The sequence below is a fragment of the Nonomuraea sp. NPDC001636 genome (assembly GCF_040298265.1).
GTDB lineage: Bacteria > Actinomycetota > Actinomycetes > Streptosporangiales > Streptosporangiaceae > Nonomuraea.
In genome coordinates this window covers 49,962-74,828 of sequence record NZ_JBEOZT010000021.1, presented here as the reverse complement: position 1 = coordinate 74,828, position 24,867 = coordinate 49,962, and the positions used below count along the sequence as shown (strand labels likewise).

The 24,867-nt window shown below is 71.7% G+C and carries 22 protein-coding genes; 9 read left to right on the top strand and 13 right to left on the bottom strand.

Annotation, left to right across the window (positions count from 1 at the left end; genetic code table 11):
• Positions 1-5: 5 nt before the first annotated feature.
• Positions 6-1,283, bottom strand: a complete 1,278-nt coding sequence (locus ABT158_RS32905) for a Gfo/Idh/MocA family protein (RefSeq protein WP_352360122.1) — start codon at positions 1,281-1,283, stop codon at positions 6-8.
• Positions 1,284-1,430: 147 nt separating this feature from the next.
• Here ABT158_RS32905 and ABT158_RS32900 point away from each other — a divergent pair, with 147 nt between their 5' ends.
• The 3 genes from ABT158_RS32900 (at position 1,431) to ABT158_RS32890 (ending at position 5,329) form a co-directional block, all read left to right on the top strand.
• The gene (locus ABT158_RS32900) at positions 1,431-2,546 is read left to right on the top strand and encodes an ROK family transcriptional regulator (protein WP_352360120.1); all 1,116 of its coding nucleotides are present in this window, start codon (positions 1,431-1,433) and stop codon (positions 2,544-2,546) included.
• A gap of 47 nt (positions 2,547-2,593) precedes the next feature.
• Positions 2,594-4,579 carry a right-handed parallel beta-helix repeat-containing protein gene (locus ABT158_RS32895; protein WP_352360118.1) on the top strand — a complete coding sequence of 662 codons (1,986 nt, stop codon included), beginning with the start codon at positions 2,594-2,596 and terminating at the stop codon, positions 4,577-4,579.
• Between the two features lie 129 nt (positions 4,580-4,708).
• A complete protein-coding gene (locus ABT158_RS32890) occupies positions 4,709-5,329 on the top strand; it encodes a DsbA family oxidoreductase (RefSeq protein WP_352360116.1) in 621 nt (206 codons plus the stop codon).
• Positions 5,330-5,343: 14 nt separating this feature from the next.
• Here the strand turns inward: ABT158_RS32890 and lgt are convergent, their stop codons facing one another.
• The gene (lgt, locus tag ABT158_RS32885) at positions 5,344-6,180 is read right to left on the bottom strand and encodes a prolipoprotein diacylglyceryl transferase (RefSeq protein ID WP_352360114.1); all 837 of its coding nucleotides are present in this window, start codon (positions 6,178-6,180) and stop codon (positions 5,344-5,346) included.
• A gap of 220 nt (positions 6,181-6,400) precedes the next feature.
• On the opposite strand from lgt, the gene ABT158_RS32880 reads away from it, so the two are divergent.
• Positions 6,401-7,717, top strand: a complete 1,317-nt coding sequence (locus ABT158_RS32880) for a hypothetical protein (RefSeq protein WP_352360112.1) — start codon at positions 6,401-6,403, stop codon at positions 7,715-7,717.
• 45 nt (positions 7,718-7,762) lie between these two features.
• Here ABT158_RS32880 and ABT158_RS32875 read toward each other — a convergent pair whose 3' ends face one another.
• The 4 genes from ABT158_RS32875 to ABT158_RS32860 form a co-directional block, all read right to left on the bottom strand.
• Positions 7,763-8,917, bottom strand: coding sequence for a serine hydrolase domain-containing protein (locus ABT158_RS32875; RefSeq protein ID WP_352360110.1), 1,155 nt, complete (start codon positions 8,915-8,917; stop codon positions 7,763-7,765).
• Between the two features lie 163 nt (positions 8,918-9,080).
• A complete protein-coding gene (locus tag ABT158_RS32870; protein WP_352360108.1) occupies positions 9,081-10,040 on the bottom strand; it encodes a CU044_5270 family protein in 960 nt (319 codons plus the stop codon).
• Positions 10,037-10,597 (bottom strand): RNA polymerase sigma factor, encoded by a 561-nt coding sequence (locus ABT158_RS32865; RefSeq protein ID WP_352360106.1) that lies wholly within the window; start codon positions 10,595-10,597, stop codon positions 10,037-10,039. The genes ABT158_RS32870 and ABT158_RS32865 overlap by 4 nt, the downstream gene beginning before the upstream one ends.
• A 284-nt stretch (positions 10,598-10,881) precedes the next feature.
• A complete protein-coding gene (locus ABT158_RS32860; protein WP_352360104.1) occupies positions 10,882-12,306 on the bottom strand; it encodes an amidase in 1,425 nt (474 codons plus the stop codon).
• A gap of 648 nt (positions 12,307-12,954) precedes the next feature.
• Here ABT158_RS32860 and ABT158_RS32855 point away from each other — a divergent pair.
• Entirely contained in the window at positions 12,955-13,848 is an 894-nt protein-coding gene (locus tag ABT158_RS32855) for a Gfo/Idh/MocA family protein (protein WP_352360102.1), read from the top strand.
• Positions 13,849-14,121: 273 nt separating this feature from the next.
• Here ABT158_RS32855 and ABT158_RS32850 read toward each other — a convergent pair whose 3' ends face one another.
• Genes ABT158_RS32850 through ABT158_RS32835 form a run of 4 tightly spaced genes read right to left on the bottom strand, consistent with a single transcriptional unit; the run spans position 14,122 to position 17,598 of the window.
• Positions 14,122-15,078 carry an SAM-dependent methyltransferase gene (locus tag ABT158_RS32850; protein WP_352360100.1) on the bottom strand — a complete coding sequence of 319 codons (957 nt, stop codon included), beginning with the start codon at positions 15,076-15,078 and terminating at the stop codon, positions 14,122-14,124.
• Entirely contained in the window at positions 15,033-15,947 is a 915-nt protein-coding gene (locus ABT158_RS32845) for a cysteine hydrolase family protein (protein ID WP_352360098.1), read from the bottom strand. Before ABT158_RS32845 ends, ABT158_RS32850 begins: the two co-directional genes overlap by 46 nt.
• Positions 15,944-17,014 carry an isocitrate/isopropylmalate family dehydrogenase gene (locus ABT158_RS32840; RefSeq protein ID WP_352360096.1) on the bottom strand — a complete coding sequence of 357 codons (1,071 nt, stop codon included), beginning with the start codon at positions 17,012-17,014 and terminating at the stop codon, positions 15,944-15,946. The genes ABT158_RS32845 and ABT158_RS32840 overlap by 4 nt, the downstream gene beginning before the upstream one ends.
• A 53-nt stretch (positions 17,015-17,067) precedes the next feature.
• The gene (locus ABT158_RS32835; RefSeq protein ID WP_352360094.1) at positions 17,068-17,598 is read right to left on the bottom strand and encodes an EF-hand domain-containing protein; all 531 of its coding nucleotides are present in this window, start codon (positions 17,596-17,598) and stop codon (positions 17,068-17,070) included.
• Between the two features lie 595 nt (positions 17,599-18,193).
• Here ABT158_RS32835 and rph point away from each other — a divergent pair.
• Complete coding sequence (gene rph, locus ABT158_RS32830; RefSeq protein WP_502911586.1) at positions 18,194-20,800, top strand: rifamycin-inactivating phosphotransferase; 2,607 nt, start codon at positions 18,194-18,196, stop codon at positions 20,798-20,800.
• Positions 20,801-20,830: 30 nt separating this feature from the next.
• Here the strand turns inward: rph and ABT158_RS32825 are convergent, their stop codons facing one another.
• A complete protein-coding gene (locus tag ABT158_RS32825) occupies positions 20,831-21,061 on the bottom strand; it encodes a hypothetical protein (protein ID WP_352360092.1) in 231 nt (76 codons plus the stop codon).
• A gap of 293 nt (positions 21,062-21,354) precedes the next feature.
• Positions 21,355-22,398 (bottom strand): zinc-binding dehydrogenase, encoded by a 1,044-nt coding sequence (locus tag ABT158_RS32820; RefSeq protein ID WP_352360090.1) that lies wholly within the window; start codon positions 22,396-22,398, stop codon positions 21,355-21,357.
• A 200-nt stretch (positions 22,399-22,598) separates the two neighbouring features.
• Here ABT158_RS32820 and ABT158_RS32815 point away from each other — a divergent pair, with 200 nt between their 5' ends.
• Entirely contained in the window at positions 22,599-23,120 is a 522-nt protein-coding gene (locus ABT158_RS32815; protein ID WP_352360088.1) for a DUF402 domain-containing protein, read from the top strand.
• 15 nt (positions 23,121-23,135) lie between these two features.
• Here ABT158_RS32815 and ABT158_RS32810 read toward each other — a convergent pair whose 3' ends face one another.
• Complete coding sequence (locus ABT158_RS32810) at positions 23,136-23,282, bottom strand: hypothetical protein (protein WP_352360086.1); 147 nt, start codon at positions 23,280-23,282, stop codon at positions 23,136-23,138.
• A 97-nt stretch (positions 23,283-23,379) separates the two neighbouring features.
• On the opposite strand from ABT158_RS32810, the gene ABT158_RS32805 reads away from it, so the two are divergent.
• Positions 23,380-24,315, top strand: a complete 936-nt coding sequence (locus ABT158_RS32805) for a DUF8094 domain-containing protein (protein ID WP_352360084.1) — start codon at positions 23,380-23,382, stop codon at positions 24,313-24,315.
• Between the two features lie 5 nt (positions 24,316-24,320).
• Positions 24,321-24,860 (top strand): Rossmann-fold NAD(P)-binding domain-containing protein, encoded by a 540-nt coding sequence (locus tag ABT158_RS32800; RefSeq protein ID WP_352360082.1) that lies wholly within the window; start codon positions 24,321-24,323, stop codon positions 24,858-24,860.
• Positions 24,861-24,867 lie beyond the last annotated feature (7 nt).

The window sequence follows — 24,867 nt, the reverse complement described above, 5'->3', positions numbered from 1 at the left end:
GGTTGTCACCTTTCAAGGGGGGAGGGCTCGGCGAGAGTGATCACCGTGCCGGACAGGCGGGCGCGCTCGGCCGCCCAGACCACGCGGTGCGTGGCCAAACTCTCGTGACCGCTGGAACGGATCAGCGCCGGGTCGCCGCAGGCCACGGCGTCGAGGAAGGCGTCCATCAGGCCGTCGTCGCCGCCTCCGTGGCCGCCGGCCATCGATGCCCCGGCGCCGGTCCGGGTGTCGATCTCGGTGATCCGGTCGGTGAGGAAGTCGTGCAGGCGCAGGCGCACGCCGTCGCCCTCGATGGAGCCGTGCGTGCCGAAGATCCGGGTCTTGCGGTGCTCCAGGGCGGCGAAGGCGGTGACGGTGAAGGAGGCGGTGGCGCCGTCGGCGAACTCCAGGTTCACCACCTGGCTGTCGACCACGTCGTTGTCGCAGGCGAACACGCACCTGCCGTACGGGCCCTCGCGCAGCGCGGTCAGCACGCCCGCTTCCGTGTGGTCGGCGGTGACCGCCGACAGCGGCCACCACTCCTTGTCCGGGTCGCCCAGGCAGCCCAGGTAGAGCCGCTTGGCCGAGTACGGGCAGGTGGCCTCCACCGGGCAGTCGAGGCAGTTGGCCGTGGCACCGGCCGGGGTCTGCTCCTCGCGGAAATAGACGAGATCGCCGAAGGAGGACACCCGGTGCGGCAGACTGCCCTTGATGTAGGCCATCCAGTCGAGGTCGTGGCAGGCCTTGGCCAGCAGCAGCGGAGCCGACTCCGCCTCGTTGCGCCAGTTCCCGCGGACGAAGGAGTGCGCCTGGTGCCACCAGCCGACCTGCTCCAGGTGCTGGATGTTCATGACCTGGCCGACGGCGCCCCGGTCGACGAGCGACTTGAGCGCCTGGGTGTAGTCGGTGTACCGCATGACGTGGCAGACGGCCAGGATGACCCCGTTGCGCTCGGCGGCCTCGGTGATGCGCGCGGCCTCCTCCTCGGTCGGGGCCATCGGCTTCTCCAGCAGGATGTGGTAGCCGAGGTCGGCCGCGGCGACGGCGGGCTCGGCGTGCATCCGGTCCTGGGTGCCGATGATCATGGCGTCGGCCAGCCGGCCCGCCGCGACGAGGTCGGCCCAGTCGGCGAAGACGTTGCCGGGTGCGATGCCGTGCTCGGCGGCGAAGGCGGCGCGGCGTCGCGGATCAGGCTCGGCGACGGCCACGATCCTCGCGCGGCCGGTCGTCAGGGCCCGGCGGGCGTACAGCGTGCTCCGCAGCCCCGCGCCCGCGACGGCGAGCGTGACGACGGGTTCCGACATCGATGTCCTTCCGGTTTGCCACTTAGTAATTAAAGCTGTTTTTATTAGTCCCTGTTTGTATTGGTCGCCAGGCAGCACTGTCAAGGGGGGTCCATGCGGAAGGTCGCGCTCCAAGGAAGCGACGCACATCGCTTGCGGCGGATCAACATGATCGCGACGCTGCGGGCGATCCGCGCGGCGGGCGTCGTCCCGCTCACCGACCTGGCCCGCCGCGCCGGGCTGTCCAGGCCGACCGTGGAGGGCCTGGTCGAGGAGCTGCACGGGCACGGATGGCTGGAGGAGGTCGCCCCCGAGGCCGGCCAGATGGGCCGGCCGGCCCGCCTCTACCGGTTCCGGGCCACGACCGGTTACGTCGTCGGCGTCGACATCGGCTCCTCCAGCGTCCGCGCCCAGGTGACCGACCTGGAGGGCGACCCCGTCGGCCTCGGCTTCACCCGCGTGCAGGCCGACTACGGCAGGGCCGAGCGGCTGGCGGCCGTCCGCGCGACGATGGCGGCCGCGCTGCGGGACGCCGGCGTCACCGCCGACCAGGTGTTGTCGGTGGCCGTGGGCACCACCGGCGTGGTGAGCCCGTCCGGGACGGTCCGCCTGTGCGTGGGGCTGCCCGAGTGGACGGGCCTGGACCTGGCCGCCGAGGTGGGCGGCGACTACCGCTGCCGGATCCTGGTGGAGAACGACTGCAACCTCGCCGCCCTGGCCGAACGGTGGGTCGGGGTGGCCCGCGAGGTGGACGACGTGGTGTTCGTGCTGTCGGGCGTGCGCACCGGCGCCGGCATCCTGGTGCGCGGCGAGCTGCACCGCGGCGGGCGCGGCATGGCGGGCGAGATCGGCGCGCTGCACCTGGTCGGCTGGCACCGCGCCCCCGACCACCTGGCGCGCTTCGCCCCCGGCGCCGCGCCGGAGGAGGTGGCCGGGCTGGTCTTCGCCGCGGCCAGGGACGGCGACCCCGCCGCCCGGTGGGCGGTCGAGCAGTACGCGCACGACCTGGCCGAGGGCATCGCCGCCATCGTGCTGACCGTGGACCCCGACCTGGTGGTGGTGGGCGGCGGCGTCTCGCGCTCGGGCGACGTGCTCATGGAGCCGCTGCGCCGGCACCTGGACCCGCTCTGCCTCGAACCGCCCGCCCTGGAGATCTCCACCCTCGCCGACCAGGCCGTCGTGCTCGGCGCCGTACGGCACGCGCTCAACCACGTGGACGAGCTTCTCTACGACGTGGATCTCCCTCTTGACCTGACCCTCTTCAGGCAAGATATTAAACCTTGATTAATTAGTAACTCGGGCGCCCGACCGTCACCTCCCAAGGAGTTGCCGTGTTCCGAGTTCTCTTACCGTGCGCCGCGCTGGTCCTGACCTTCGTGGCCGCGCCCGCCCCGGCCTACGCCGCCACCTCCTACTACGTCGACCCCGCCGGCGACGACGCCGCCGACGGGCACTCCCCGTCCACCGCGTGGCGGACCCTGGACAAGATCAACGCCCAGACCTTCCAGCCCGGCGACACCGTCCGCTTCAAGGCCGGCGGCCAGTGGACCGGGCGGCTCGCGCCGCGCGGCTCGGGCTCGGCCGGCAGCCCGGTCACCTTCACCTCCTACGGCGCCGGCGCCCGGCCCTCCATCGCCGGCGGCGGCGTCGTGGACGCGGCCGTCAAGCTCGCCGACCTGCACGACGTCGTCCTGGACGGCTTCGAGGTGACCAACACCGGGTCGGGGAGCACGCCGCGCATCGGCATCGCGGTCACCGCGACCGACCTCGGCGCCGTCCCCCGGATCACCGTGCGCGGCAACTACGTGCACGCCATCCAGGGCGCCACCTCCGGCTCGCAGTCCTCCAACCCGTCGGCGGGCGGGATCATCGTCAGCGCGCTGGGCAAGAACACCGCCACCTACTACCAGGACCTGCTCATCGAGGGCAACGAGGTCGCCGACTCCCGCTCGTACGGGATCGTCACCTGGTCGCAGTGGATGCAGCGCGAAGGCTGGACGTCCCTGTGGAGCGACCTCATGGGCATCCCCGCCGCCGACTACCGGCCCTGGACGCCGAGCACGGGCGTCGTCGTCCGCGGCAACGACGTGCACGACATCTCGGCGGGCGGCATCACCGTCATGCAGGCCCGGGGCGCGCTCGTCGAACGCAACCGGGTCGCCAGGACCGCCCAGAACCACGGCAACGTCGGCATCTGGTGGGCCGGGGCCGACGACACCGTGGTCCAGTTCAACGAGGTGTCCGGGACGAAGTACTGGGGCCTGGCCAGTGACGGCAACGCCTTCGACGCCGACGCCTCCGTCCACCGCAGCCTGGTCCAGTACAACCTCAGCCACGACAACGAGGGCGGCTTCTTCATCGCCGTCTCGACCGGCACCGGACCGGCCGAGGCGACCATCCGCTACAACGTCAGCCAGAACGACGCCAACCAGGTCTTCGCCTTCTCCACCAACACCAGGAACATCGACGCCTACAACAACACCATCTGGGTGCCGCTGACGCCGTTCATCCAGAACCATCCGGACCGGGCCTCCTTCAGCCTGGTGAAGGTGTGGAGCAGTTCGGTGAGCAACGTCCGGCTGCGCAACAACGTCATCCACAACGGCGCCAACCTGCCCTACAACGACGGCGGCGCGGTGCAGTACGACCGCAACCTCTACTACTCAGGCCCGGTCCCCGGCGGCGACCGGGCGGCCCTGTCCGGCAACCCGCTGCTGACCGCGCCCGGCGCCGCCACCACGCTCGCCGACCTGTCCGGCTACCTGCCGACGGCGTCGTCCCCGGTCCTGCGGCAGGGCCTGGAGATCGCCTCCGACGGCGGCCGCGACGTCTCCGGCACGGCCCTGCCCTCGGGCATGCCCGACCTCGGCGCCGTCCAGCGGACGGCGGGCGCGGGCCGGTCCGAGCCGGCCGCGACCGTGACCACCTCCTTCGGCGACGGCCAGAGCACCACCCCCGCCGCCCTCACCGACGGCTGGGACTACACGACCTGGGCCAGCCCGTCCTCCGGCGTCACCTATCCGGGGACCATCACGCTCACCTTCCCCAACCCCAGGACGGTCGGCGAGGTCGTGCTGGCCACCCACTTCGGCCAGGGCCAGGGCATCACCTCCCTCGACGTCCAGACCTGGGACGGCTCGGCCTGGGTGACCCGGACGGCCGGCGCGGCGATCAGCTGGGCGAGCAACACCGCCACGGTCGAGCGGCGCTCGGTGCCGCTGCCCGCGCCGGTCACCACCACCCAGGTGCGCCTGGTCGTCAAGGCCGCCAACCACACCTGGGGCAACCTGTCCGTCAGCGAGATCACGACCCGCTGAGCCCGCCCCTCAGCGAGGCCGCGCCGGACTCCCGGCGCGGCCTTCCGCGGCCGGGTTGACCTCAAGCGCGGTTGAGATTGCACGATGTCCTGGCCCCCCGACCGCTTCCCCGATCAGGACAGGACGTTCATGAAGCTTGAGATCTACGCCGACGTGCTGTGCCCCTGGTGCTACATCGGCAAGCGACGGCTGTCCCGCGCGCTGGCCGGGCACCCCGCCCGCGACGGCGTCGAGGTCGTCTGGCGCAGCCACGAACTCGCGCCCGACGAGGGCCGCATCCCCGGCCCGACCGCCGCCGAGGCCATGGCGGGCTGGTGGGGGGAGCGGGCTCCCGCCCGCGTCGCCCACATCCGGGAGGTGGGCGCGGCCGAGGGCCTGGAGCTGAACCTGCACCTGGCCAGGCCGGTGAACACCTTCGACGCCCACCGGCTGGTCAAGCTGGCCGCCGCCCGCGGCCGGGCCGAGGAGATGCTGGAGGCGCTGCTGTACGCGTACCACACCGAAGGGCTCAACGTGGCCGACGCGGAGGTCCTGGGGCGGCTGGCCGCTCAGTCCGGGCTGGACGGCGCGGAGGCGCGCGCCGTCCTGGCCGGTGACGCCTACGCCGAGCAGGTGCGCGCCGACCGGCGTCGCGCGGCCGGGCACGGCGTCACCGGCGTGCCCAGCCTGGTGATCGACGGCCGTCCGCCGGTCTCCGGGGTCCAGCCGGTGGCCGACCTGCGACGGCTGCTCGGCGTCCCGACCGGCTGACGCCGTCCCGGCCGTCAGCGACTGGGCTCAAGGGCCGGTTCGTGCTCCTTGTGGCGAGTCGCCCAGAGGAAGATCAGCGCGCCGGCGAACAGCACGATCGAGGTCCACTGGTTGATCCGCAGGCCCAGCAGCGTCACCGCGTGGTCCACGCCGCCGACCGGGTCGATGCGCAGCCCCTCGATCCAGAACCGTCCGGCGGTGTAACCGGCGACGTAGAGGGCGAACAGCCGGCCGCGGTCCGGCCGCAGCCGCCGGCCGGCCAGGATCAGCGCGAAGCCGAGGGCCACGTCCCACAGGGACTCGTACAGGAACGCCGGGTGGTAGAGCGTGCCCGGCAGGCCGCCGTGCGCCTGGTCGATCTCCAGGCCCCACGGCAGGGTGGTCGGGCTGCCGTACAGCTCCTGGTTGAACCAGTTGCCCCACCGGGCGATGGCCTGCCCGAACGCGATGCCGGGCGCGATCGTGTCGGCCACCGGCCCGAGCGGCAGCCCCCGGCGGCGGCAGGCCAGCCACACGCCCACGCCGCCCAGGGCGACCGCGCCCCAGATGCCGAGCCCGCCCTCCCAGACGAACAGCGCCTGGTACGGCTCCTTGATCGCGCGCGGCCCGAAGTAGGTCTGCCAGTCGACCAGGACGTGGTACAGCCGGCCGCCGACCAGCCCGAAGATCACCGCGGGCATCGCGATGTCGCCGATCGTGCCCCGCTCGCCGCCACGGGCGCGCCAGCGGCGCTCGCTCAGCCAGATGCCGAACCCGATGGCGACGATGAAGCACAACGCGTAGGCCCGGATCGGGACGAATCCGAGATACCACACCCCTTGGGAAGGGCTGGGAATCGAGGCGAGGGGCATGCCGGTGACGCTAGCCGACCGACGGCCCCGAGGCCGCTCCCGTGATCTGATCGCGAGCCATCCGCGACCACCCCGCGAGCAACCCCGGCGGCCTGGATCTACCCGGGCGTAAGGAATCTACATTGTAAAGGCGCCGGGCCGTATCAGAACCGGCTCAGGGCCGCTCCGGGACAGGGCAGGGCACCCGGCGCAGGGTGCGGGGATCAGGAGGACAGACCCCATGCCGATCGACTACACGTTCGTGAAACTGCAGGATCTGCGGCTGCCGCAGCCGCTGAATGCCGACGTCGCCGCGGCCGCGGTCAGGCAGCGCGGCCTCGCCTCGGCGACCGTCACCTTCCCGGACGGGCAGCTGACCGATCCGGAACGGCACGCCCTGACCTGGCTGCTCGCTTCGTACGCTCCCCAGGAGTACAGCCCCCAGACCAACCACCAGATCCTGCCCCTCACGGACACCACCGTCGGCCAGGTGATCCTCACCTACGGCCAGAGCCGCCACGCGACCGCGACCCTGGTCGGGCGCGGCCTGCCGGCCGGCGCCGAGCCACCGAGCCGCGACCTGAACGAGCTGACGCGGTCACTCACGAACACCTACAACCTCGCGGCGATCACCGGCCCCTGGACCGTCGAGCACCTGGTCAAGCTGCACGAAGCGCTGCGGCTCGTCCCCGCCCCCGACCGGTCCGCGCTGCAGGGCGTCGAGATCGAGCGGGTGCGGGAGTTCGCCGGCGCGGACGGTCACAACAAGGGCAAGTTCGTCTACGAAAGAGGCCCCTGGTCCGGATCGCTCGGCACGCTCAAGATAACCGACGCGATCTTCCGGGACGACGGGACCGGCTTCTACGGCGGCGCCGCCACGCGCGCCTGCCCGCCGAGCGTGCGTGACATCCTGCACGAGGTCGGCCACGTCGTGGAGAGCGCCGCGTGCCGGGCCGAGTCCAGGAACAACGCGGCCTGGGCCGTCCAGAGCGTCGGTGGGCAGCAGTACCGCCAGGCCGAGCGCGTCCCGCAGGACGCGGTGACCGAGGCCCTCCAGCTCAGGACCGACAACACCGCGCTGAACGAGCTCGGCCCCACGCTCTCCGGCGCCGCCGCCAAGGCCGAGCACAACGCCCTGCTCGACGCGATCGAGAAGGTCCAGGAGTGGATCGAGGCCGGCGAGCAGGGCGTCTTCCCGCAGGAGAGCGCCTTCCAGCAGCTCAAGCGCGACGTGACGGCCAAGGTGACCCAGACGACCTGGCAGACCTACCGGGACGAGGTCGTCCGGTGGTGCGACGCGCAGATCCTGGAGGCCCGCTGGCGGGCGAAGTACAAGACGCCGCAGGGGAACGACATCACCCCGTGCCTGCGCAACTTCGTGCTGTTCGTGAAGAAGGAGAACGTGCGACAGGACCTCACCCCGTACGCGCAGACCTCGGCGGGGGAGCTGTTCGCGGAGGCGTACGCGTTCTGGATCGTTGATCCGGGGGCCGTGGAGAGGCACGACAAGCGGCTCCGCGACTACTTCGACGACTTCCAGTACCGGCGCGCGGACTGACCCCGCCGCCGCGTCCGGCCACGGCGGGCGGCGGCAGGGGCACGGTCACGCACGGCTGCCGCCTCTGCTGCGAGGACCCATGACCTGCCGGCTGAAGGCGGCCAGGGCGGCGTCGATCGGATGGGGCTGGGGCCTGCCCGACGAGTCCGGCCTGTTCCATCTCGCCAGGTTCGTGGTGATGGACATCTGCCGCCTGCCGTCGTCGCGGGTCAGCGACATCGTCGTGGCCCCCCAGACCGTGCCGCCGTGGCCCCAGCAGGTGCCGCCTCCCGGGATCTCGACCCTCTGCAGGCCGAGACCGTAGTCGATCATCTCCCCGGTGTGGGCGCGGACCGGGACCGTGCGGTGCATCTCCGCCAGCATGGACAGGCCGACGATCTCGCCGCAGAGCAGCAGGCCGTAGAAGGTGTTGAGGTCCTCCATGGTGGACACCAGGGAGGCGGCCGTCCGCACCCAGGACATGTCGTACACGCTGTAGTCGCGGGGCGGGTCGATCATGCCGAAGAACGACTCGTAGATCCGCGGGTGCGGTTCCTCGATCCTCGGCCCGCCCGGGAAGGCGGTGTTGCGCAGCCCGGCGCGTTCGATGACGTGCCGGGTGACGTACCCCTCGGCCGTGGCGCCGGTCACGTGCTCCAGAAGCCGGCCGAGGATCATGTAGTTGGTGTTGGAGTAGACGCCGGAAGAGCCGCCGGGCTCGCCGGTCGGAGGCGCCGCGAGCCCCATCCTGATCAGCTCGGCCGGCGGGAAGTACGTGAACCGGTTGCCGTCCAGGCTCGCCGGCGAGACGTCCGGCAGGGACGGGAACCCGCCCAGTGACGGGAACGCGGCGGGAAGGTACTCGGCGATGCCGCTGGTGTGGTTGAGCAGCATCCGGACGGTGATCCGCTGCCCGCGGCCGCCCGGCACCAGCCGGGGCAGGTAGCGGCCGATCGGCGCGTCGAGCTGGAGGTCGCCCCGCTCGGCCCGCTGCAGGACGGCGGCCGCGACGAAGGTCTTGGTGATGCTGCCCACCCGTTGCACCATCCCGGGCTCGACGGGACGGCCGGTCTCCACGTCGGCGACCCCGGCGGCGCCCCGCCACACCCGGCCGCCGTCGCGCACCTCGGCGTACACGCCCGGCACGCCCGCGCGGCGCACGCCGTCCAGCGCGGAACCCAGGACCTCCGACCTCTCCCGGTCATTCACTGCTGATCTCATGCCCGCCATGATGGCCGCGCCGCCCGCCCGGTGGCGTCCTGCCGGAGGAGTGACCTGCCGCTACCGCCGGGGGACCGATGCGCGGCCGGCTACGCCGCCGGGAGTAGTCCGACCGCGGTCCGTCCGCGGTCCGTCCGTGGTCCGTGGTCCGCTGGACGCGGGCTCAGGCGCAGGACTTCCGCTTCACCGTCTTGGACCAGGCCGGCAGGGTGTCGGTGAGCTGCGGACGGGTGACGGACCACACTTCACGCCCTTGCCCCGGCACGAAGTCCTGCCCGCCCAGAAGGACGTAGGAGGTCTTGTCGAAGATGAGGGACTCCCGCGAGACGGTGCCTCCGGGCCCCAGGTTGTCCACCCGGGTCACGGCGATGCCCGGCTTGCCGGAAACGTCCTTGAGCTCCTCCATCTCGATGCCCGGCAGGGTCGCGGCGATCTCGAAGATGGCCGCCTGCTGCGCGGGCGGGACCGGGCCGCCGAGGACGGAGCGGACGCCGTACCAGGTCCGGGTCGCCATGTCCGTGCCGGAGACCATCTCGTCACCGCGTTCGGCCAGCTTGCGCCGGAGCTGCTCCCGGTCGACCGGCCACTCGCGGAGGTCGGCGTAGGTGGGAGACCCGGAGCCGCGTCCGGCGCACCGGATCAGGAGCTCCTTGTACTCGCCCCCTCGGGGGACGGTCTTCGCCGGCTTGTGCCAGTGGAGCCCTGTGCGGGAGCCGTCGACGGACTGCCAGACCTCACCCGTGTTGTGGCGCGGAACGACGTTGCGGACCCCCTTCTCGCTGTGCGACTCCGCGATGCGCTCGTAGTGGAGGTACTGGTCGTCGCGGGGCTGCGGCCAGGGCGCGGCGGTCGCGGCCTCGGCCGCCAGCCGCAGGACCTCGGCGGCGCTCGCGGGCGCGGAGGAGTTGACCGTCTGGACGACGATCACCCCCGCGGCCATCGCCGCGACCAGGCCCGCTGCCGGCACCAGCCGCCGCACCCCGACCGCCCGGGGCCGGAACCGGCGCTTCGTACGGGCTTCGGCCAGGAGCGCGGCACGGGCGGGGGCGAGGCGATCCGCCGTCGGGTACGGCTTGTCGGCGAACAGGTCACGCAGCTCGGTCAGGTCGGTCTGGTCGTTCATGAGGTCTGCTCCATCGTGGGGTCGGTGCTGCCGAGGGCGTCGCGGACGATGGCCCGCGCGCGGCTGAGGCGGGAACGAACCGTTCCGATCGGGATGGACAAGGCGTTGGCCACCTCCTCGTAGGTGAGGTCGGCCCAGGCCACGAGTAAGAGGACGTCACGGTCGCGGGCCTTCAGCGCGGCCAGCGCCCGTGCGAGCGGGCGGCGTACGGCCTGGGCGCTCGCCCGCTCAAGTGCCTGTTCCGCGACGTCGTCCGCGTCGGGCAGCGCGCCCACCTTCGAGTACGCCTTGTAGCGATTGATCTCGGCGCGCTGGTGCCGGCGGATGAAGTTGGTCGCGAAGCCGTACAACCAGGGCAGAGCCTCCGGGCGGGCGGTGTCGTAGTCCCGGCGCTGCCTGAACGCCGCGAGGAACGTCTCGGAGACGACGTCGTCGGCCGTGTCGTCGCCGAGCCGGCGGGCCACATAACGGTGGATGTGTCCTGCGTGCCGGTCGAACAGCAGGGCGAAGTCCTCGGGATCTCGCCACGACCGTTCGATCAGGGCTGCGTCAGACATTGTTGTACTGGGCGGCATGTGGTTGAGCCTTTGCGAGGAAGTGGTGTCGCCCGTCTTTCACCCGAGCCGGCGATCGAGTTCACGCGACGCGGCCGTTCGCAGGCACCCGGCAGTGCGCTCGCGACGGCCCGCCGCCATGTCGGCGCAACAGCCCTGGAACCGGCCCTGGAACCGGCCCTGGAACCGGCCCGCAGGGGCGGCGCGACCTCGATCGGGTATGACCCCATGCCCCCGCTCGAAGCCGAGCCGCCCGCACCCACCGCCTCAGAGCGGCCGCCTACCCGTCACCCGGACAGACCGCCCGCGAAGATCGGCGGAACCCGGTCCCGCCACGGCATCGCCCGTTCCAGGAACGCGGCGACCTGGAACAGCAGGTCCTCGCGCCCGTACGCGGCGGCGAGCTGCACGCCGACGGGCAGCCCGCCCGCGCTCTGCCCCAGCGGCAGGCTGATCGCCGGCTGCCCGGTGGTGTTGAACAACTGCGTGAACGGCCCGAACCCGGACAACGTCTCCAGCCATCCCCGCAGTGTCTGCCCGGGATCGTCGTACCGCAACGTGCCGTGCGGCACCGGCAGACGACCCAGGGTGGGCGTGACGAGCAGGTCGTACCCCGCGAAGAAGGCCGCCACCGAGCGGGTGACCCGGTTCTGGGCGTCGAAGGCGGCCAGCATGTCCAGCGCGGTCGCCTGCCTGGCCGCCTTCAGGAACTCCCGCGAGACCGCCTCCATCCTGGCCACGTCGGGCAGCCGCGGCGCGAGCAGGCACGGGGAGGCGACCCCGACGGCCTCGATGATCCACGCCCTCATGGCGTCCTCCTGGTCGACCGCCGGGCTCGCCTCCTCCACGACGTGCCCCGCCTGCTCCAGCACGCGGGCCGTCGCGACCGCCGCCGCGGCGACCTCCGGGTCCACGTCCGTGCCCATCCAGGAGGTGGTGGTCAGCGCCACCCGCAACCGGCCCGGATCCGTCACGAGCTCCCGCGCGTACGGCCCGCGCGGCGGAGGCGCGGTGTACTTGTCGCCGATCCCCGGCCCGTGGACCGCGTCCAGCAGGCCCGCGGCGTCGCGGACCGTACGCGTGAGCACGAACTCGTCCGCCATGCCGAGCACCAGTTCGCCGGCGTCCGGGCCGCAGGGGCCGCGCCCACGGCTCAGCTTGAGCCCGACCAGCCCGCAGCAGGCGGCCGGGATCCGGGTCGAGCCGGCGCCGTCGCTGGCGTGCGCGACCGGCACGGCCCCGGCCGCCACCAGCGCCGCGGCGCCGCCGCTCGACCCGCCCGCGGTGCGGCCGAGGTCCCAGGGGTTGCGCACGGGCCCGTAGCGCACCGGCTCGGTGGTGAAGCTGACGCACAGCTCGGGCACCGTGGTCAGGCCCAGCGTGACCAGCCCGGCGGCGCGGAACCGCGTCATCAGGTCGGTGTCGCGCCGGGCGAGGACGCCGGGATAGGCCCGGCTGCCCAGCGTGAACGGCACCCCTTCAGCCACCGGCCCGTGGTCCTTGATGAGGAACGGCACCCCCGCGAAGGGGCCGTCGGCTGCGTGGTCGAGCGCCGGCGAGAACACCGGCAGGGCCAGCCCGTTCACGTGTTCGTCGACCTGCGCCAGCGCCTGGCGGGCCGCCGTCTCGACCTCGCCGGCGTCGGCCTCGCCCGTCCTGATCAGGTCGCGGAGGCCGGTGGCGTCGTACCTGGCGTACTCATGGATGTCCATGGAAAGTCCTTCTCCGGGCGCGCTCGGGCGCCCGCACGTCGATCGTCTGAGGGAAGAGTCAGAGAGCTGCCGACAAGGGGGCGACGGCTCCTGGGCCGTCCCCCTGCCGGTGATCGACGTGTTCCTACGCTCGGGACATCACCGCCCATGCTCGCAGCGCCCGTCCGTCCGGTCCACCGAGTTTCCGCACTCAGGACGATGACGCCCGACCCGGAAACCAGGACAACCGGCCCCAACTGCCCGCCCCGGGACCACGACCGGAAACCACAAATATGGGCGGCCCCGCCGCACGCCCCTGGCCCGCCGTCTCCACGGCCGCTTCCGTACCGGAGACCAGGACGGCTGGCACAGTTGCCCGTCCACGCCGAGCAGCCCCCGGCACCCCATGCATTACGGCCGGAATCCACAAACTACGGGCAGCCCCGCTGTGTGCCCCTGGCCCGCCGTCTCCACGGCCGCTCCCGTACCGGAGACCAGCTCGTGGGCGCCGGTCCTCGTGCTTCAGGAATGGCTTCGCTGGTGGGGGCCAGGAATGGGGGTGCCCCGGTGCCCCGGGACGGGTTCGCCCCTGAGGGGGCCGGGGCGGTTCCCATGGTCCTGACATGATGTGGATCATTTCCTGAAATATCGCCCATTTGGAGGAAAGCTGTGCGCATCGCGCTCGCCGGGCTCGCCACCAGCCATCCTTACACCGACGCCCGCACCCTCACCCGCCACGCCGAGCTGGCCGTCTGGGAGCCCGACGCCGAGCGGCTGCGGCGCTTCACCGAGGAACATCCCGAGGCGAAGGTCGCGGGCGACCTCGACGAGCTGCTGACGGGAAACCCGGATGGCGTCGTGCTGACGCTGCCCAACCCGCACGTGCCCGCCGCCCTCGGCCGGGTGCTGGAGACCGGCGTGCCGTGTTTCGTGAACAAGCCCGCCGCCGCGACCAGGGAGCAGCTCGACGCCCTGCGCCGGCTGCCGGTGCACGATCGGGTGATGTCGGGCTCGGTGCTGCGTTTCGCGCCCGCCTTCGCCGAGGTCCGCGCCGACGCGCAGGACGTGCTGTCGGTACGGGCGACGGTCCGGCACGACGTGGGCCAGTGGGCCGACGGCTACAACGCCTGGCAGGACACGCCCGGCGAGGGCGGCGGGACGATGGTGACCATGGGCATCCACGGCGTCGAGCCGCTGGTCGCCCTGCTGGGCCCGGACGTGCGCCTGGTCGGTGCAGCCGGAACCAGACGCCACTACCGGACGCTTAGGTCCGAGGACACCGGCGTCCTGGCACTGCAGTGGGCGAACGGGACAGTCGGAACGGTCGAGATCCTGGGCGTCTCGGACGACAACGCCTACACGGTGACCCTCCACGGCCGGCACGGCAGCGAGTCGATCGTGATCGAAAGCGGCCCCGACCCGGTCCACAACCTGGGATACGTCCGGACGATGGAGGCGTTCCTCGGCATGGTGGACGGCGCCCCGAACCCAGTGCCATGGACCGAAACCCTCGCAATCCTGGACATCCTGATCTCAGCACGAGAACACGCCCCGACCACCTGAGAACCCCCACCCCTCGACCGACCGCTGCTTTCTGATGAACGCCTCTCTCATGGCCGACGCCACGACTCCCGCGGCACCTGCTCGGCGGATGTGAGACACCAAGCCCCAAGCCCCGCCCCGACCGAACCCGCCCCCCGACAGCCACACACGGCACGATTAGCGGCCCCGCCACCTGGGCCGCCCCGCCCCCCGACCGTTCGCGGTCGCCACCGGTCGGGGCAGCCGAGGGGTGGGACCTCGCCGGCTGTTCGTGGCTGGCCCGGGAGCCAGCCGTCAGCAGTCGCGGAACGTCGGCACCGAGACGCCCAACACATGGCTTTGTCGTGGTTTCTCGGCGAACACCCAGCGGTTGGTGGCCAAGGCGTCGTCCGGCTCGGGAAGGGGGCCCCGACCGTGCTCGCGGGTGAAGTCGAAGGGCGTACGGACGGTGGCGGACCAGCCCCGCCCCCTCAGCAGCCCGATCGAGTCTGGACGCGGCTTCCGGTCGAACAACGCGAGCAGATCCACGCCGATCTGCGCCTTGGTCGCCGCGTAGACCGGGTTGGCGCGGACCGCCGGCGACCCCAGCCCGAGCTTGGCCTCGAACGCCAGGACGCTCCCTTCGGCGCTCAGGACGTCGATGGTCCGCTGGAGCCGCCGTTCGACCTCCGGATCCAGGTAGAGCAGAAGGCCCTCGGCCAGCCAGGCGGTCGGCGTGTTCGCGTCGAAGCCCGCGGCCAGCAGCGCGCCGGCCCAGTCGTCGCCCACGTCGGCCGCGACCACCCGTCGCCGTGCCGCCGGGACGACCCGAACCGGGGACGACGGCTCGACGGCGAGCGAGGCGAGCACGTGCTCCTTGAACGCCAGCACACCCGGTCGGTCGATCTCGTACACGACCTGTCCCCGAGGCCAGCCGAGCCGCAGAGCCCGGCTGTCGAGCCCCGCGCCGAGCAGGACGACCTGCCGGATGCCCGCCCTGGCCGCGCGCAGCAGGAAGTCGTCAAGCACCCGGGTACGCAGACCGAAGTAGCGCCCGAGCCTGCCCCACAGAGGGTTGGCGTCGCCGCCGGGCACGTCCTGCGGACGGGTCGGCCACGCGGCCGAGGCGGCGGAGGCGCGGACGAAGTGCTCGGCGTAGGGGTCGGCGGCCAGGGAGTCGGGGCGGTGGGTCTCGATCGCCCGCGCGGCGGCGACCATGAGCGCGGTCAGGCCGACGCCGCTGTCGATCTCGAGCTGTCGGTTGTCCGGCACGTGCTCTCCTCTCGGGCCGGTCGACCGGCCGCTGACACCGCGGCGGTCTCCTGTTCCGGGATCCACGAGCCGGGGACGTCGTGGGAGGTGAGATGGGCGCCGTAGAGGGCGGCCATGAAGCGCAGGATCTCCGAGTCGGGCAGGTAGCGGCTGGCGGTGCAGTCGGTCAGCACCGTGATGTGGAAGCCCTTCTGGAACGCGGTGCGGGCGGTGCTGTCCACGCAGACGTCGGTGTACAGGCCGGCGAACACCAGGCGGGCGATGCCGCGCCCGCGCAGGTGCCGCTCGAAGCCCTCACTGAGGAAGGCGTCGAAGCAGGCCCACTTGGTGAAGACCGGCTCCCCAGGCGCGGGCTCGACCTTGTGGAACTGCGCACCCCAGGTGCCTTCGAGGCACTTGAGGGGTTTGCCCTGGGCGAGGTCGCGCCGCCGCCAGCTCGGCCCCTGATGCTCGGCGTCACCGACGAACCGGACGAACACCACGTCCATGCCGCGGGCTCGCGCTGATGCGAGGGCTCTGGCCGTGTTGGCCGCGGCCGTCTCCAGAACCGCCGGGTCACCGCCGTAACGGGCACGGGCGGTGGAGCCGGTACAGAAGTCGTTCTGCAGATCGACGACGACCAGAGCCGCACGCTCGGCGAACGCCTGACGCACCTCGACGCCCAGGCCGGCACGCTCCTGGACCGACGGGCGCTCCTCGGCGGCCGGAAGGACGCGCTCCTGGACGGACGGGCGCTCCTCGGCGGCCAGGCCAGCACGTTGCTGCACGGGCCGGTGCTTCTCGGCGGCCGGGACGGCGGCACGTTCCTGATGTTCCCCCGGCCCCAGAATGGAACGTTCCTTCTGGGGCTGTGACTGCTCGTCGGTCATGAGTCCGCCATCGAGACCGGCCGGGCCACGGGCTCCAGGGCGTCGAGGAGGGCGTCGACCACGCCGGTGGTGGAGTGGCGTCCGCCGGCGTCAGGGGTGGCGACGCCGTGGCGGTCGAGCGCCATCAGGGCGCGTTCGACCATCCGCACCGCTCCGGCGCATCCCGCGTGCCGCTCGGCGATGGCCGCCGCGGCCCGGACGGTGGCCACCGGGTTGACCCTCCCGGTGCCCGCCAGGTCGTCGGCGGAGCCGTGCACGGTCTGGTACTCGACCAGGCCGCACGCGTCGGGATGCAGGTAGACGTTCTCGGTGCAGCGGTTCTCCTGCCGCTCGGAGCCGAAGCGGTCGAGCAGCACCACGTGCATGATGTCGGCCCACTCGTTGCCCGCGATGATCACCGTGCGGGGGCGCGGGCCGCGTTCGATGAGGTTGCGGTTGACGGTGTCGGGCTGGAACAGGCCGATCTGCACGCCGTGGCGGGCGGCGCTCTCGGCCACCCACTCGTCGAGCGCTCCGTCGAGCAGGTGGAACTTGTAGGCCATGACGATCTCGTCGATGCGGCCGTCGGGCCACTCCTGGCGCGCCCGGCGCACGGCCAGCGCGATGACCTTCTCGGTGATCTCCCTGCTGAAGGTCATCGTGCGGACGAGCGCGCCGGGAAGATGCACGTTCTCGCCGGTGTAGAAGCCCTGGGCCTGATCTCTGACCAGCAGCAGCGACGCCCCGGCCGTGGTGATGGCGTCGATCTTCACCGCCTGGAGGCGCTGGCGGACCAGGTAGAGCGACTGGGCGTTGATCGCCGTACGGAAGACGGCGGGGACGCCGGCGGCGGCCAGCGAGCGGCAGAAGTGCGTGTAGTGGTCGGCGTCCTGCCGCGTGCTCTCGCGGATCTCGTCGGCTCCCGCGCCGGCCTTCAAGGACACGTAGGAGTGATAGATGCGCTCAGAGCGGGTGAGGGCCACCTTCGTGCCGCAGGCGTCGGCGATCCCGGCCAGCACCCGCTCGAAGACGGCCGCGAGCTCGGGGCCCGTTCCCCGGCCGATGGCAAGTCCGATGACTGGTTCCACTACTGCTCCCCTTTTCGTCGTCGAAGACCGGACGCGCCGGCTCGTGGCGGCTGTCAGCTGGACTCTCCGAGCAGGAGGTCGCCCGCGATGTCCGCCTTCTCGGGGCTGTAGTACTCCTTGATGCCCTCGGCCCAGACCGGGACCTTGACCTGGTCGTCCTGGGAGGGGCCGAACGCGTCGAAGAGGGTGTTGACATTGCGCCGCTTGAAGCCGATGGCGGTCATGAGCGCCATGAAGTCGGTGCGGTGGATGAGGCCGTCGCCGTCGGGGTCACCCAGCTCGGCCAGCGCCTCGGCGAAGTCGGTCAGCGCGTCGTCGAAGCGTTCGGGGGACAGGACGCACGCGCTGTACTCCTCGAAGCTGATGCGGCCGTCTTTGTCCGCATCGAGTTCCTCGACAAGAGTCGTCCAGTAACGACGGAATGCGTCGCTGATCGCACTCTTGGCGGCTTCTGTGGAACGAGGGGAAGCCGCCAATACGCGGTTGGCCATACGGTCGAAGTCTTCGGCCTCAAGGTAACCGGTGCCGTCGGCGTCGAACAGGGTGAAGATGAGCTTTACTCGGTCGATGGCCGCGTCTTGCATGCCTGTCACCTTTCTTCGGCGGGGTCCGGGTGCAGACTCTATAACGGAACCTGACGCGTGGGTGACCAGGTCTTTGGCGACGAGGGAAACGCAAAATCCCGCATTTGGAATAATTCGCCAGAAAGCCTCGCTGGGTGACAAAGGCGGAGAACTCATGCGATTTCCGGACCCGCGGCGCGCGGGGAGTGCCGGGAAGCTGGGGATATTTCCGGTTATATGGGGATTTGCGACTCACGCTTCGAGGGCGCTGTGCTTCCCTATCTCGGGCGCTAGTTTTTCATGTCTCTGGGTGGATGGCGGGGGAGGGGCGTCCCGGATGGGGGTAGCCTTATCGGCTTTTTGGTGATTGCGTGCGCTACAGCGTGTGGACACCGGCTCGTCCCGGCGCACTACTATTAATCTACAAAGTAAAGGCGACGTCCAAGGTGCGAAAGTGATCTTCGATCGAGGAGTCACGCGCAGCGGTCGGGCGCGATGCTGGGGGAACATCCCCTCACTTTCACTTTATAGCGGATCCCCGCCCCTCATGAGACCTCGAAAAGTCGTTCATACTGCCCGTTGCGAACCAACCCCGACGAAGGATGGAGCGACGGAATTGGGTTACGTGCTGGAGTTCGGGCAGATCGACGCGGCGAACCTCGCGGAAGTCGGCGGGAAGGGCGTCGCCCTGGGCGAGCTCTCGCGGATCGACGGCGTCCGCGTGCCGGACGGCTTCTGCGTCACGACCGACGCCTTCCAGCGGGTCGTGTCCGCGGTGCCGTCGTTCGACGCCCAGCTCGACCTGCTGTCGAAGGTGGACCCGGACGACCGTGCGGCGGTCCGCGCGCTGAGCGCGGAGATCCGCGCCGTCATCGAGGGCGCGCCGGTGCCCGACGACGTGGTGGCGGCGATCGGGGAGGCGCTGGCCCGGCTCGGCGAGCAGGCTGCCTGCGCGGTGCGGTCGAGCGCGACGGCCGAGGACCTGCCGACGGCGTCCTTCGCCGGGCAGCAGGACTCGTACCTGAACGTCGTGGGGCCGGCGGAGGTGCTCCGGCACGTGCGGCGCTGCTGGGCGTCGCTGTTCACGGAGCGGGCGGTGGTCTATCGGCGTCGTAACGGGTTCGATCACCGCGGGGTGCGGATGGCGGTGGTCGTGCAGCGGATGGTGTTCCCGGAGGCGGCGGGGGTCCTGTTCACCGCCGATCCGGTGACGTCGGACCGGAAGGCCGCGGTCGTGGAGGCGGTGTGGGGGCTGGGTGAGGCGCTGGTCTCCGGCGTGGTCGCGGGGGACGTCTACACGGTGCGGGACGACCGGGTCGTGGACGTGTCGGTCGGGGCCAAGGCGCGGGTGGTGCGGGCGTCGCCGGCGGGCGGCACCGAGGAGTCGCCGGTCGAGGCCGAACGGTCGGTCCGGCGGGCTCTGACCGATGAGCAGGCGGTTCGTCTGGTGGGGCTGGGGCGGCGGATCGAGGCGTGGTTCGGCCGGCCGCAGGACATCGAGTGGTGTCTGGCCGGTGAGGAGTTCCATGTCGTCCAGAGCCGGCCGATCACGACGTTGTTCCCGGTTCCGGTCGCCGACGACCAGGACAACCACGTCTATGTCTCCGTGGGGCATCAGCAGATGATGACCGACGCGATGAAGCCGCTGGGGTTGTCCTTCTGGCAGCTGACGACGTCGCGGCCGATGGCGGAGGCGGGCGGGCGGCTGTTCGTGGACGTGGCCCCGGTCCTGGCGACGGCGGCGGGCCGGGCGAACCTCATCGGGACGCTGGGGAAGTCCGATCCGCTCATCCGGGACGCGTTGCAGACGCTGGTGGATCGTGGCGACTTCATCCGCGCGGTGCCGGAGGAGGAGTCGGGTGTCGCGCCCGCCGCTGCTCCGCCCGCGCCGATCGAGACCGATCCGGAGCTGGTCGCCGAGCTGGTCCGGGACGGCCGGGAGTCGGTGGCCGTGTTGCGGCGTCGCATCGAGGAGCTGTCCGGGCCGGAGCTGTTCGAGTTCATCCTGGCCGACATCGCGGAGCTGAGGCGTCTGCTGTTCGGCCCGCGGAGCTTCCAGGCGATCATGGCGGGGATGGAGGCGGCCTGGTGGCTGAACGATCATCTGGAGGAGTGGCTGGGGGAGCGGAACGCGGCCGATGTGCTGACGCAGTCCGTCCCGCACAACGTGACGTCGGAGATGGGGCTGGCGCTGCTGGACGTGGCGGACGTGATCCGTCCGCACGCGGAGGTGGTGGCGTTCCTGCAGCGGGTGGCGGCGGAGGAGCGGGAGGGCGACGGTTTCCTGGAGGAGCTGGGCGAGCTGCCCGGCGGCCGGGAGGCCGCCGAGGCCGTCCGGGGCTTCCTGGAGCAGTACGGCATGCGTTGTGCGGGGGAGATCGACATCACCCGGACGCGCTGGAGTGAGCGGCCCGCCATGCTCGTTCCGGTGATTCTCGGAAATGTCCGGAATTTCGAGGCGGGTGCCGGTGCGCGGCGTTTCGAGCAGGGGCGTCAGGAGGCCCTGCGCAAGGAGCGGGAGGTGCTGGCGCGCCTGCGGGCCCTGCCCGACGGGGAGCGGAAGGCGGCGGAGACCGAGCGGATGATCGCCCGGGTGCGCACGTTCGCGGGCTATCGGGAGTTCCCCAAGTACGGCATGGTCTGCCGTTACCTGGCCTACAAGCAGGCGTTGTCGCGGGAGGCCGATCGGCTCGTCCGGGCGGGCGTGCTGCGGGACCGCGAGGACGTCTTCTTCCTGCGGTTCCAGGAACTGCAGGAGGTCGTGCGCACGGGCGAGGCGGACGGCGAGCTCGTCCTGCGGCGCCGGGAGGACTTCCGGTGGCACGAGACGCTGCGCCCGCCGCGCGTGCTCACGTCGGACGGCGAGGTGCTCGCCGGCCGGTACCAGCGCGAGGACGTGCCGCCGGGGGCGCTGGCCGGTCTGGCGGTGTCGGCGGGGACCGTCGAGGGACGTGCCCGGGTGGTGCCGGACATGGCACGGGCCGATCTGGCGGCGGGTGACATCCTGGTCACAGCCTTCACCGACCCGAGCTGGACCCCGTTGTTCGTGGGCATCGCCGGGCTGGTGACGGAGGTGGGCGGTCTGATGACGCATGGAGCGGTGATCGCGCGGGAGTACGGGCTGCCGGCGGTCGTGGGGGTGGAGGGGGCCACCCGGTTGATCCGGGACGGGCAGCGGATCCGCGTTCACGGGACCGACGGGTACGTGGAACTCCTTGACTGAACGGCGTCGGCCCGGTCTCGGGTGCCGGCGTCAGAGTGCCGGGGCCGGGACGTTGAGCGGCTGCCGGGTGTCGTGGTCGGCGGGTGCGGGGTGTTCCGCGGGGGCCTGGAGTCGGGGCGGCTGTCCGGGGGCCGGGCAGCGGCCCTGGCAGTAGCCGTTGACGACGACGAGGCGTCCGCGGGCGGCCGTGTAGTCGCTGCGCTCCCGGCCGGGGAGGACTCCCTTGCAGGTGGGGCAGCAGATGGGCTGGTCGGCTGTCATCAGGGCCTTCCGACGTCGTGGATGTCGTGGGCGCGGGTGCTCCGGGCCGAGGGCGGCTCCGGAGCACCGGGTCGGCGGGAGGTGCCGTGGTGATCTGTGCTCAGGCCACCAGGGGGCTCTTCACCGTGCGCCTTCTGCAGTATGGCGACCGTGCGCGGGCGAGGGGCGGGCGGGGTGGCTTATCGGGCTGAGGATCATTCCTCGCGGGGTTGTTTCCTTCCTCCCGCTTGGGAGCGGCTTCGCCCGCGGGTGGTGTTCCGGCGCGGCCGGCGCCTCGGGTGCGCTTCGACAGGTCAGGGCTTGATGAGAACTTTGAGGCTTTTGCGGTCGGCCATGTCCCGGTAGCCGGCCGGGACGCCGTCGAGGTCGGTGGTGGCGTCGAAGACCTTGCCGGGTTCGATGACGCCGTTCAGGATGTCGGGCATCAGCTCCTCGATGTAGGCCCGGACCGGGGCCGGGCCGCCGGCCAGGCGCAGGTTGTGGCGGAAGAGGCTGCCCATGCCGATCGGCGCGTCGTCGTACTGCGGGACGCCGACGCGGCTGATGACGCCGCCCGGCCGGACGACCCCGAGAGCCTGCCGGTAGGCGGGCATGTTGCCGACGGCCTCCAGGACGACGTGGGTGCCGTCGCCGCCGGTGAGGTCGCGTACCTGCTCGATGCCCTCCTCGCCGCGGGCGGCCACGACGTCGGTGGCGCCGAACTCGCGGCCGAGGTCGGTGCGGGCCCGGTGACGTCCCATGAGGATGATCTGCTCGGCGCCCAGGCGCCTGGCCGACAGCACGGCCAGCAGGCCGACGGCGCCGTCGCCGATGACGGTGACGCGGGTGCGCCGGCCGACGCCGCCGGCCACGGCGGCGTGGTGGCCGGTGCCGAGCACGTCCGCGAGTGTCAGCAGGGACGCGATGAGGGCCGAGTCGGCTTCGACCGGCAGCTTGACCAGGGTGCCGTCGGCCAGCGGGACGCGTACGGCCTCGGCCTGGCCGCCCTCGTCCGGTTCGGCGTCCCAGAAGCCGGCCTGCGGGTCGGCGCAGGAGGTGTGCAGGCCCTCGCGGCAGAACCGGCAGGTGTTGTCGGAGATGGCGAACGGCGCCACGACCAGGTCGCCCCGGGCGAGGGTGGTCACCTGCGCGCCGATGTCCTCGACGATGCCGATGAACTCGTGCCCCATCCGGGCGGGGCCCTCCTCCGGCTTCATCGAGCCGTAGGGCCACAGGTCGCTGCCGCAGATGCAGGACGCGGTGACGCGGACCAGCGCGTCGGTGGGAAGTTCGACGGTCGGGTCGGGCACCTGCTCGACGCGGACGTCGCCGGCGCCGTACATCAGGGTTGCGCGCATCACATGTTCTCCGATTCGTTCTTGCGCGGTGTTCGCGAGCGGGTGTGAGCGTCCAGGGTTCCTGGCTCCTCCCCTGCTGACCTGGCCATACACCACGCGGCGGGTCGTGGTGGCGCACGCCGTCAGCACCGGCCACAGCCGTCCCGAGCGCAGCGCCGCGAGCTCCGGCTGAACGGCCGCCCCGGATACGATCTGGCCGTGTGAGCGCGGGTCGCATTTTTCGGGAGCGGGTCACCGTTTTCCGCGGCGAGTTGCCGTGCCCGGGGGTCCGGGTGGGCTGGGTGGCGGCGTACGAGTTCGACATCCCGGAGGGCCGGTACGTGCGCCCCGGCGCGGGGCGCCGGCAACGGGCGTTCCTGCTGCTGGACGAGTCGGTGCAACTCCACCAGCCCGTCGTGTTCGGGCCGGAACGCGCCGGCTGGTGGTACATCGACCTGGTCGGGATCCGGGAGAGCGGCGACACGGTCCGGGTGGCCGACCACTACGTCGACTTCGTCGTCGGCCCGCCCGGGTTTCCGTACCGGGTGCTGGATCTGCACGAGCTGGGGGAGGCGCTGACGTCCGGGAGGCTCGCCGCGCGGCAGGTCGCGGACGTGCTGGCCGCCGCCCAGGCGTTCGCCGACAGGTACCTCCAGGGCGAGGGGCACCACGGGCCGCAGTGGCCGGACTTCCCGCCGGCCGCGCTGTCGGCCGTGCGCGAGGTGGAGATCCCCCGCCCTTGACCGGCGAAGGGCGGTTCACCTGGCGGCGGGCCGCTTGGTCTTCGTCCTGACGCCACCGAACAGGGCCAGGGCGAAGGCGCGCACCCGGATCTCCTGGCCGGCGAAGCGGGCGTCGCGCAGGTCGATCTCGCCGCCGCCGAAGACCGACAGGGAGATGAACACGCGCGTCCCGGGTGAGCTGCGGGGATAGCGGCGCGGCGGGACGCATCCGATATGTTCTTGTTTGTCAGGTCTTTGCGCTGTCTTGGGGGAGTTGTCGGTGCGCGCACTACCGTGGGTCGTGGCTCTCGTGCTGAGCCTGGCCGGCTGCGGCGCGATCCCGGGACTGCCCTATCGCCCCGCCGACCCGCCGACGCCGAGCCGGGCCGCCTCGCCCGCCACCCCGCCGCCTCGGTCTCAGTCTCCGTCTCAGTCGCCGGACGCCGCGCCGTCCGCGAGCGCGCAGGCGCTGACCGTCGCCCAGGCCCGGACGGCCATGCGCACGTGGGTGGCCGCGTACAACGCGGCGCTCAAGAAGCGCAAGTGGTGGCGGTCGAACGCCCGGCTCGACGCGCTGTTCGTCGAAGGCGCCCTGTACGAGGGCGTCCTGGAGCGCGGCCGTGAGGGCTTCGGGTGGAAGCCGGCGCACAGACCGATCAACCCGACCGGCACCCCGACGATCTATGTGCCCAGGCCGGAGCGGCAGCCACCGGCCGGCGACTGGTTCATCGCGAAGGCGACCTACCGGGACACCAAGGGCCACAGCCGCCCGCACCTGCTGGCGTTCCTGCGCTCTCCCGGGCAGTCCTTCCGGCTGGCCGTCACGACCCCGCTGCACTGGGGACAGCAGATGCCCAAGCCGCTGCTCGACGCCGACGGCTACATCACGGACATGGACGACGCGATGGCGGCCGCCGTGGCCGAGGAGTACCGCAACTTCTGGAACGGGGACAGGAAGAAGGAGGGCGACTCCGGCTACCGCCTGGCCAAGGACAGCTACAGCCGCAAGGCGTTCCCCCAGGTCAACAAGGGGATGTACGTCGGGTTCGCCGGCCGCGGCTCCGTCTTCGGCTTCCGTACGGCGAGTGGCGGCATGTTCTTCCTGTTCGCCCTGCTCAACGACGCCAAGAGCGTCAACAACGTGCTGAGCGAGGCGGTCCTGGTGCCCAAGGGCAGCAAGGCCGTCCAGGAGCTCGGCGGAAGCTGGTTCTCCTAGCGCGGATGTGGCAGGACGCCCTCGCCGCCCACCAGGCGGGCCGGGTGCGGGTGACCGAGGTCAGGGCCGCCGACTTCCTCGGCGCCGGCGCGTACTCGCCGTTCACGCTCATGGTCGGGGCGCAGGTGCTGACCGGCGCGCCGGTCTCCTGTCCCGGTGATCTGGACGCGCCGCACAGCTGGTCCTACACCGGCGACACGGCCCGCACGCTCGTCGCCGCCGCGGGGAACGAGGCGTCCTGGGGACGGGCCTGGCACGTGCCCTCCACCAGCGAGCTTCCGGTGCGCGGGCTCGCCCGGCGACTGGCCGAAGCCGCCCAGGCGCCCGCGCCGCGGCTGGAGCGCATGTCCCTGCGCGAGCTGGCGGAGATCGGGTGCACCGACTCGATCATGGCCGAGCTCCCCGAGATGTTGTACCTGTACGACCGGCCCAACGTGCTCGACGCGTCCCCGACAGTCGAGATCCTCGGCGTCGTGGCGACGCCGGTGGACGACGTCCTGACAGAGATGGCCGCCGCGGCGAGGGACGTGCAGACCGCGCGCTGACCTGGCC

What these genes read in the sequence shown, in the direction of transcription:
- ABT158_RS32905 (WP_352360122.1), bottom strand. Translation starts at nt 1,283, where the DNA reads ATGTCGGAACCCGTCGTCACGCTCGCCGTCGCGGGCGCGGGGCTGCGG.
- ABT158_RS32900 (WP_352360120.1), top strand. Translation starts at nt 1,431, where the DNA reads ATGATCGCGACGCTGCGGGCGATCCGCGCGGCGGGCGTCGTCCCGCTC.
- ABT158_RS32890 (WP_352360116.1), top strand. Translation starts at nt 4,709, where the DNA reads ATGAAGCTTGAGATCTACGCCGACGTGCTGTGCCCCTGGTGCTACATC.
- lgt (WP_352360114.1), bottom strand. Translation starts at nt 6,180, where the DNA reads ATGCCCCTCGCCTCGATTCCCAGCCCTTCCCAAGGGGTGTGGTATCTC.
- ABT158_RS32880 (WP_352360112.1), top strand. Translation starts at nt 6,401, where the DNA reads ATGCCGATCGACTACACGTTCGTGAAACTGCAGGATCTGCGGCTGCCG.
- ABT158_RS32875 (WP_352360110.1), bottom strand. Translation starts at nt 8,917, where the DNA reads ATGAGATCAGCAGTGAATGACCGGGAGAGGTCGGAGGTCCTGGGTTCC.
- ABT158_RS32870 (WP_352360108.1), bottom strand. Translation starts at nt 10,040, where the DNA reads ATGAACGACCAGACCGACCTGACCGAGCTGCGTGACCTGTTCGCCGAC.
- ABT158_RS32865 (WP_352360106.1), bottom strand. Translation starts at nt 10,597, where the DNA reads ATGTCTGACGCAGCCCTGATCGAACGGTCGTGGCGAGATCCCGAGGAC.
- ABT158_RS32860 (WP_352360104.1), bottom strand. Translation starts at nt 12,306, where the DNA reads ATGGACATCCATGAGTACGCCAGGTACGACGCCACCGGCCTCCGCGAC.
- ABT158_RS32845 (WP_352360098.1), bottom strand. Translation starts at nt 15,947, where the DNA reads ATGACCGACGAGCAGTCACAGCCCCAGAAGGAACGTTCCATTCTGGGG.
- ABT158_RS32835 (WP_352360094.1), bottom strand. Translation starts at nt 17,598, where the DNA reads ATGCAAGACGCGGCCATCGACCGAGTAAAGCTCATCTTCACCCTGTTC.
- ABT158_RS32825 (WP_352360092.1), bottom strand. Translation starts at nt 21,061, where the DNA reads ATGACAGCCGACCAGCCCATCTGCTGCCCCACCTGCAAGGGAGTCCTC.
- ABT158_RS32820 (WP_352360090.1), bottom strand. Translation starts at nt 22,398, where the DNA reads ATGCGCGCAACCCTGATGTACGGCGCCGGCGACGTCCGCGTCGAGCAG.
- ABT158_RS32800 (WP_352360082.1), top strand. Translation starts at nt 24,321, where the DNA reads ATGTGGCAGGACGCCCTCGCCGCCCACCAGGCGGGCCGGGTGCGGGTG.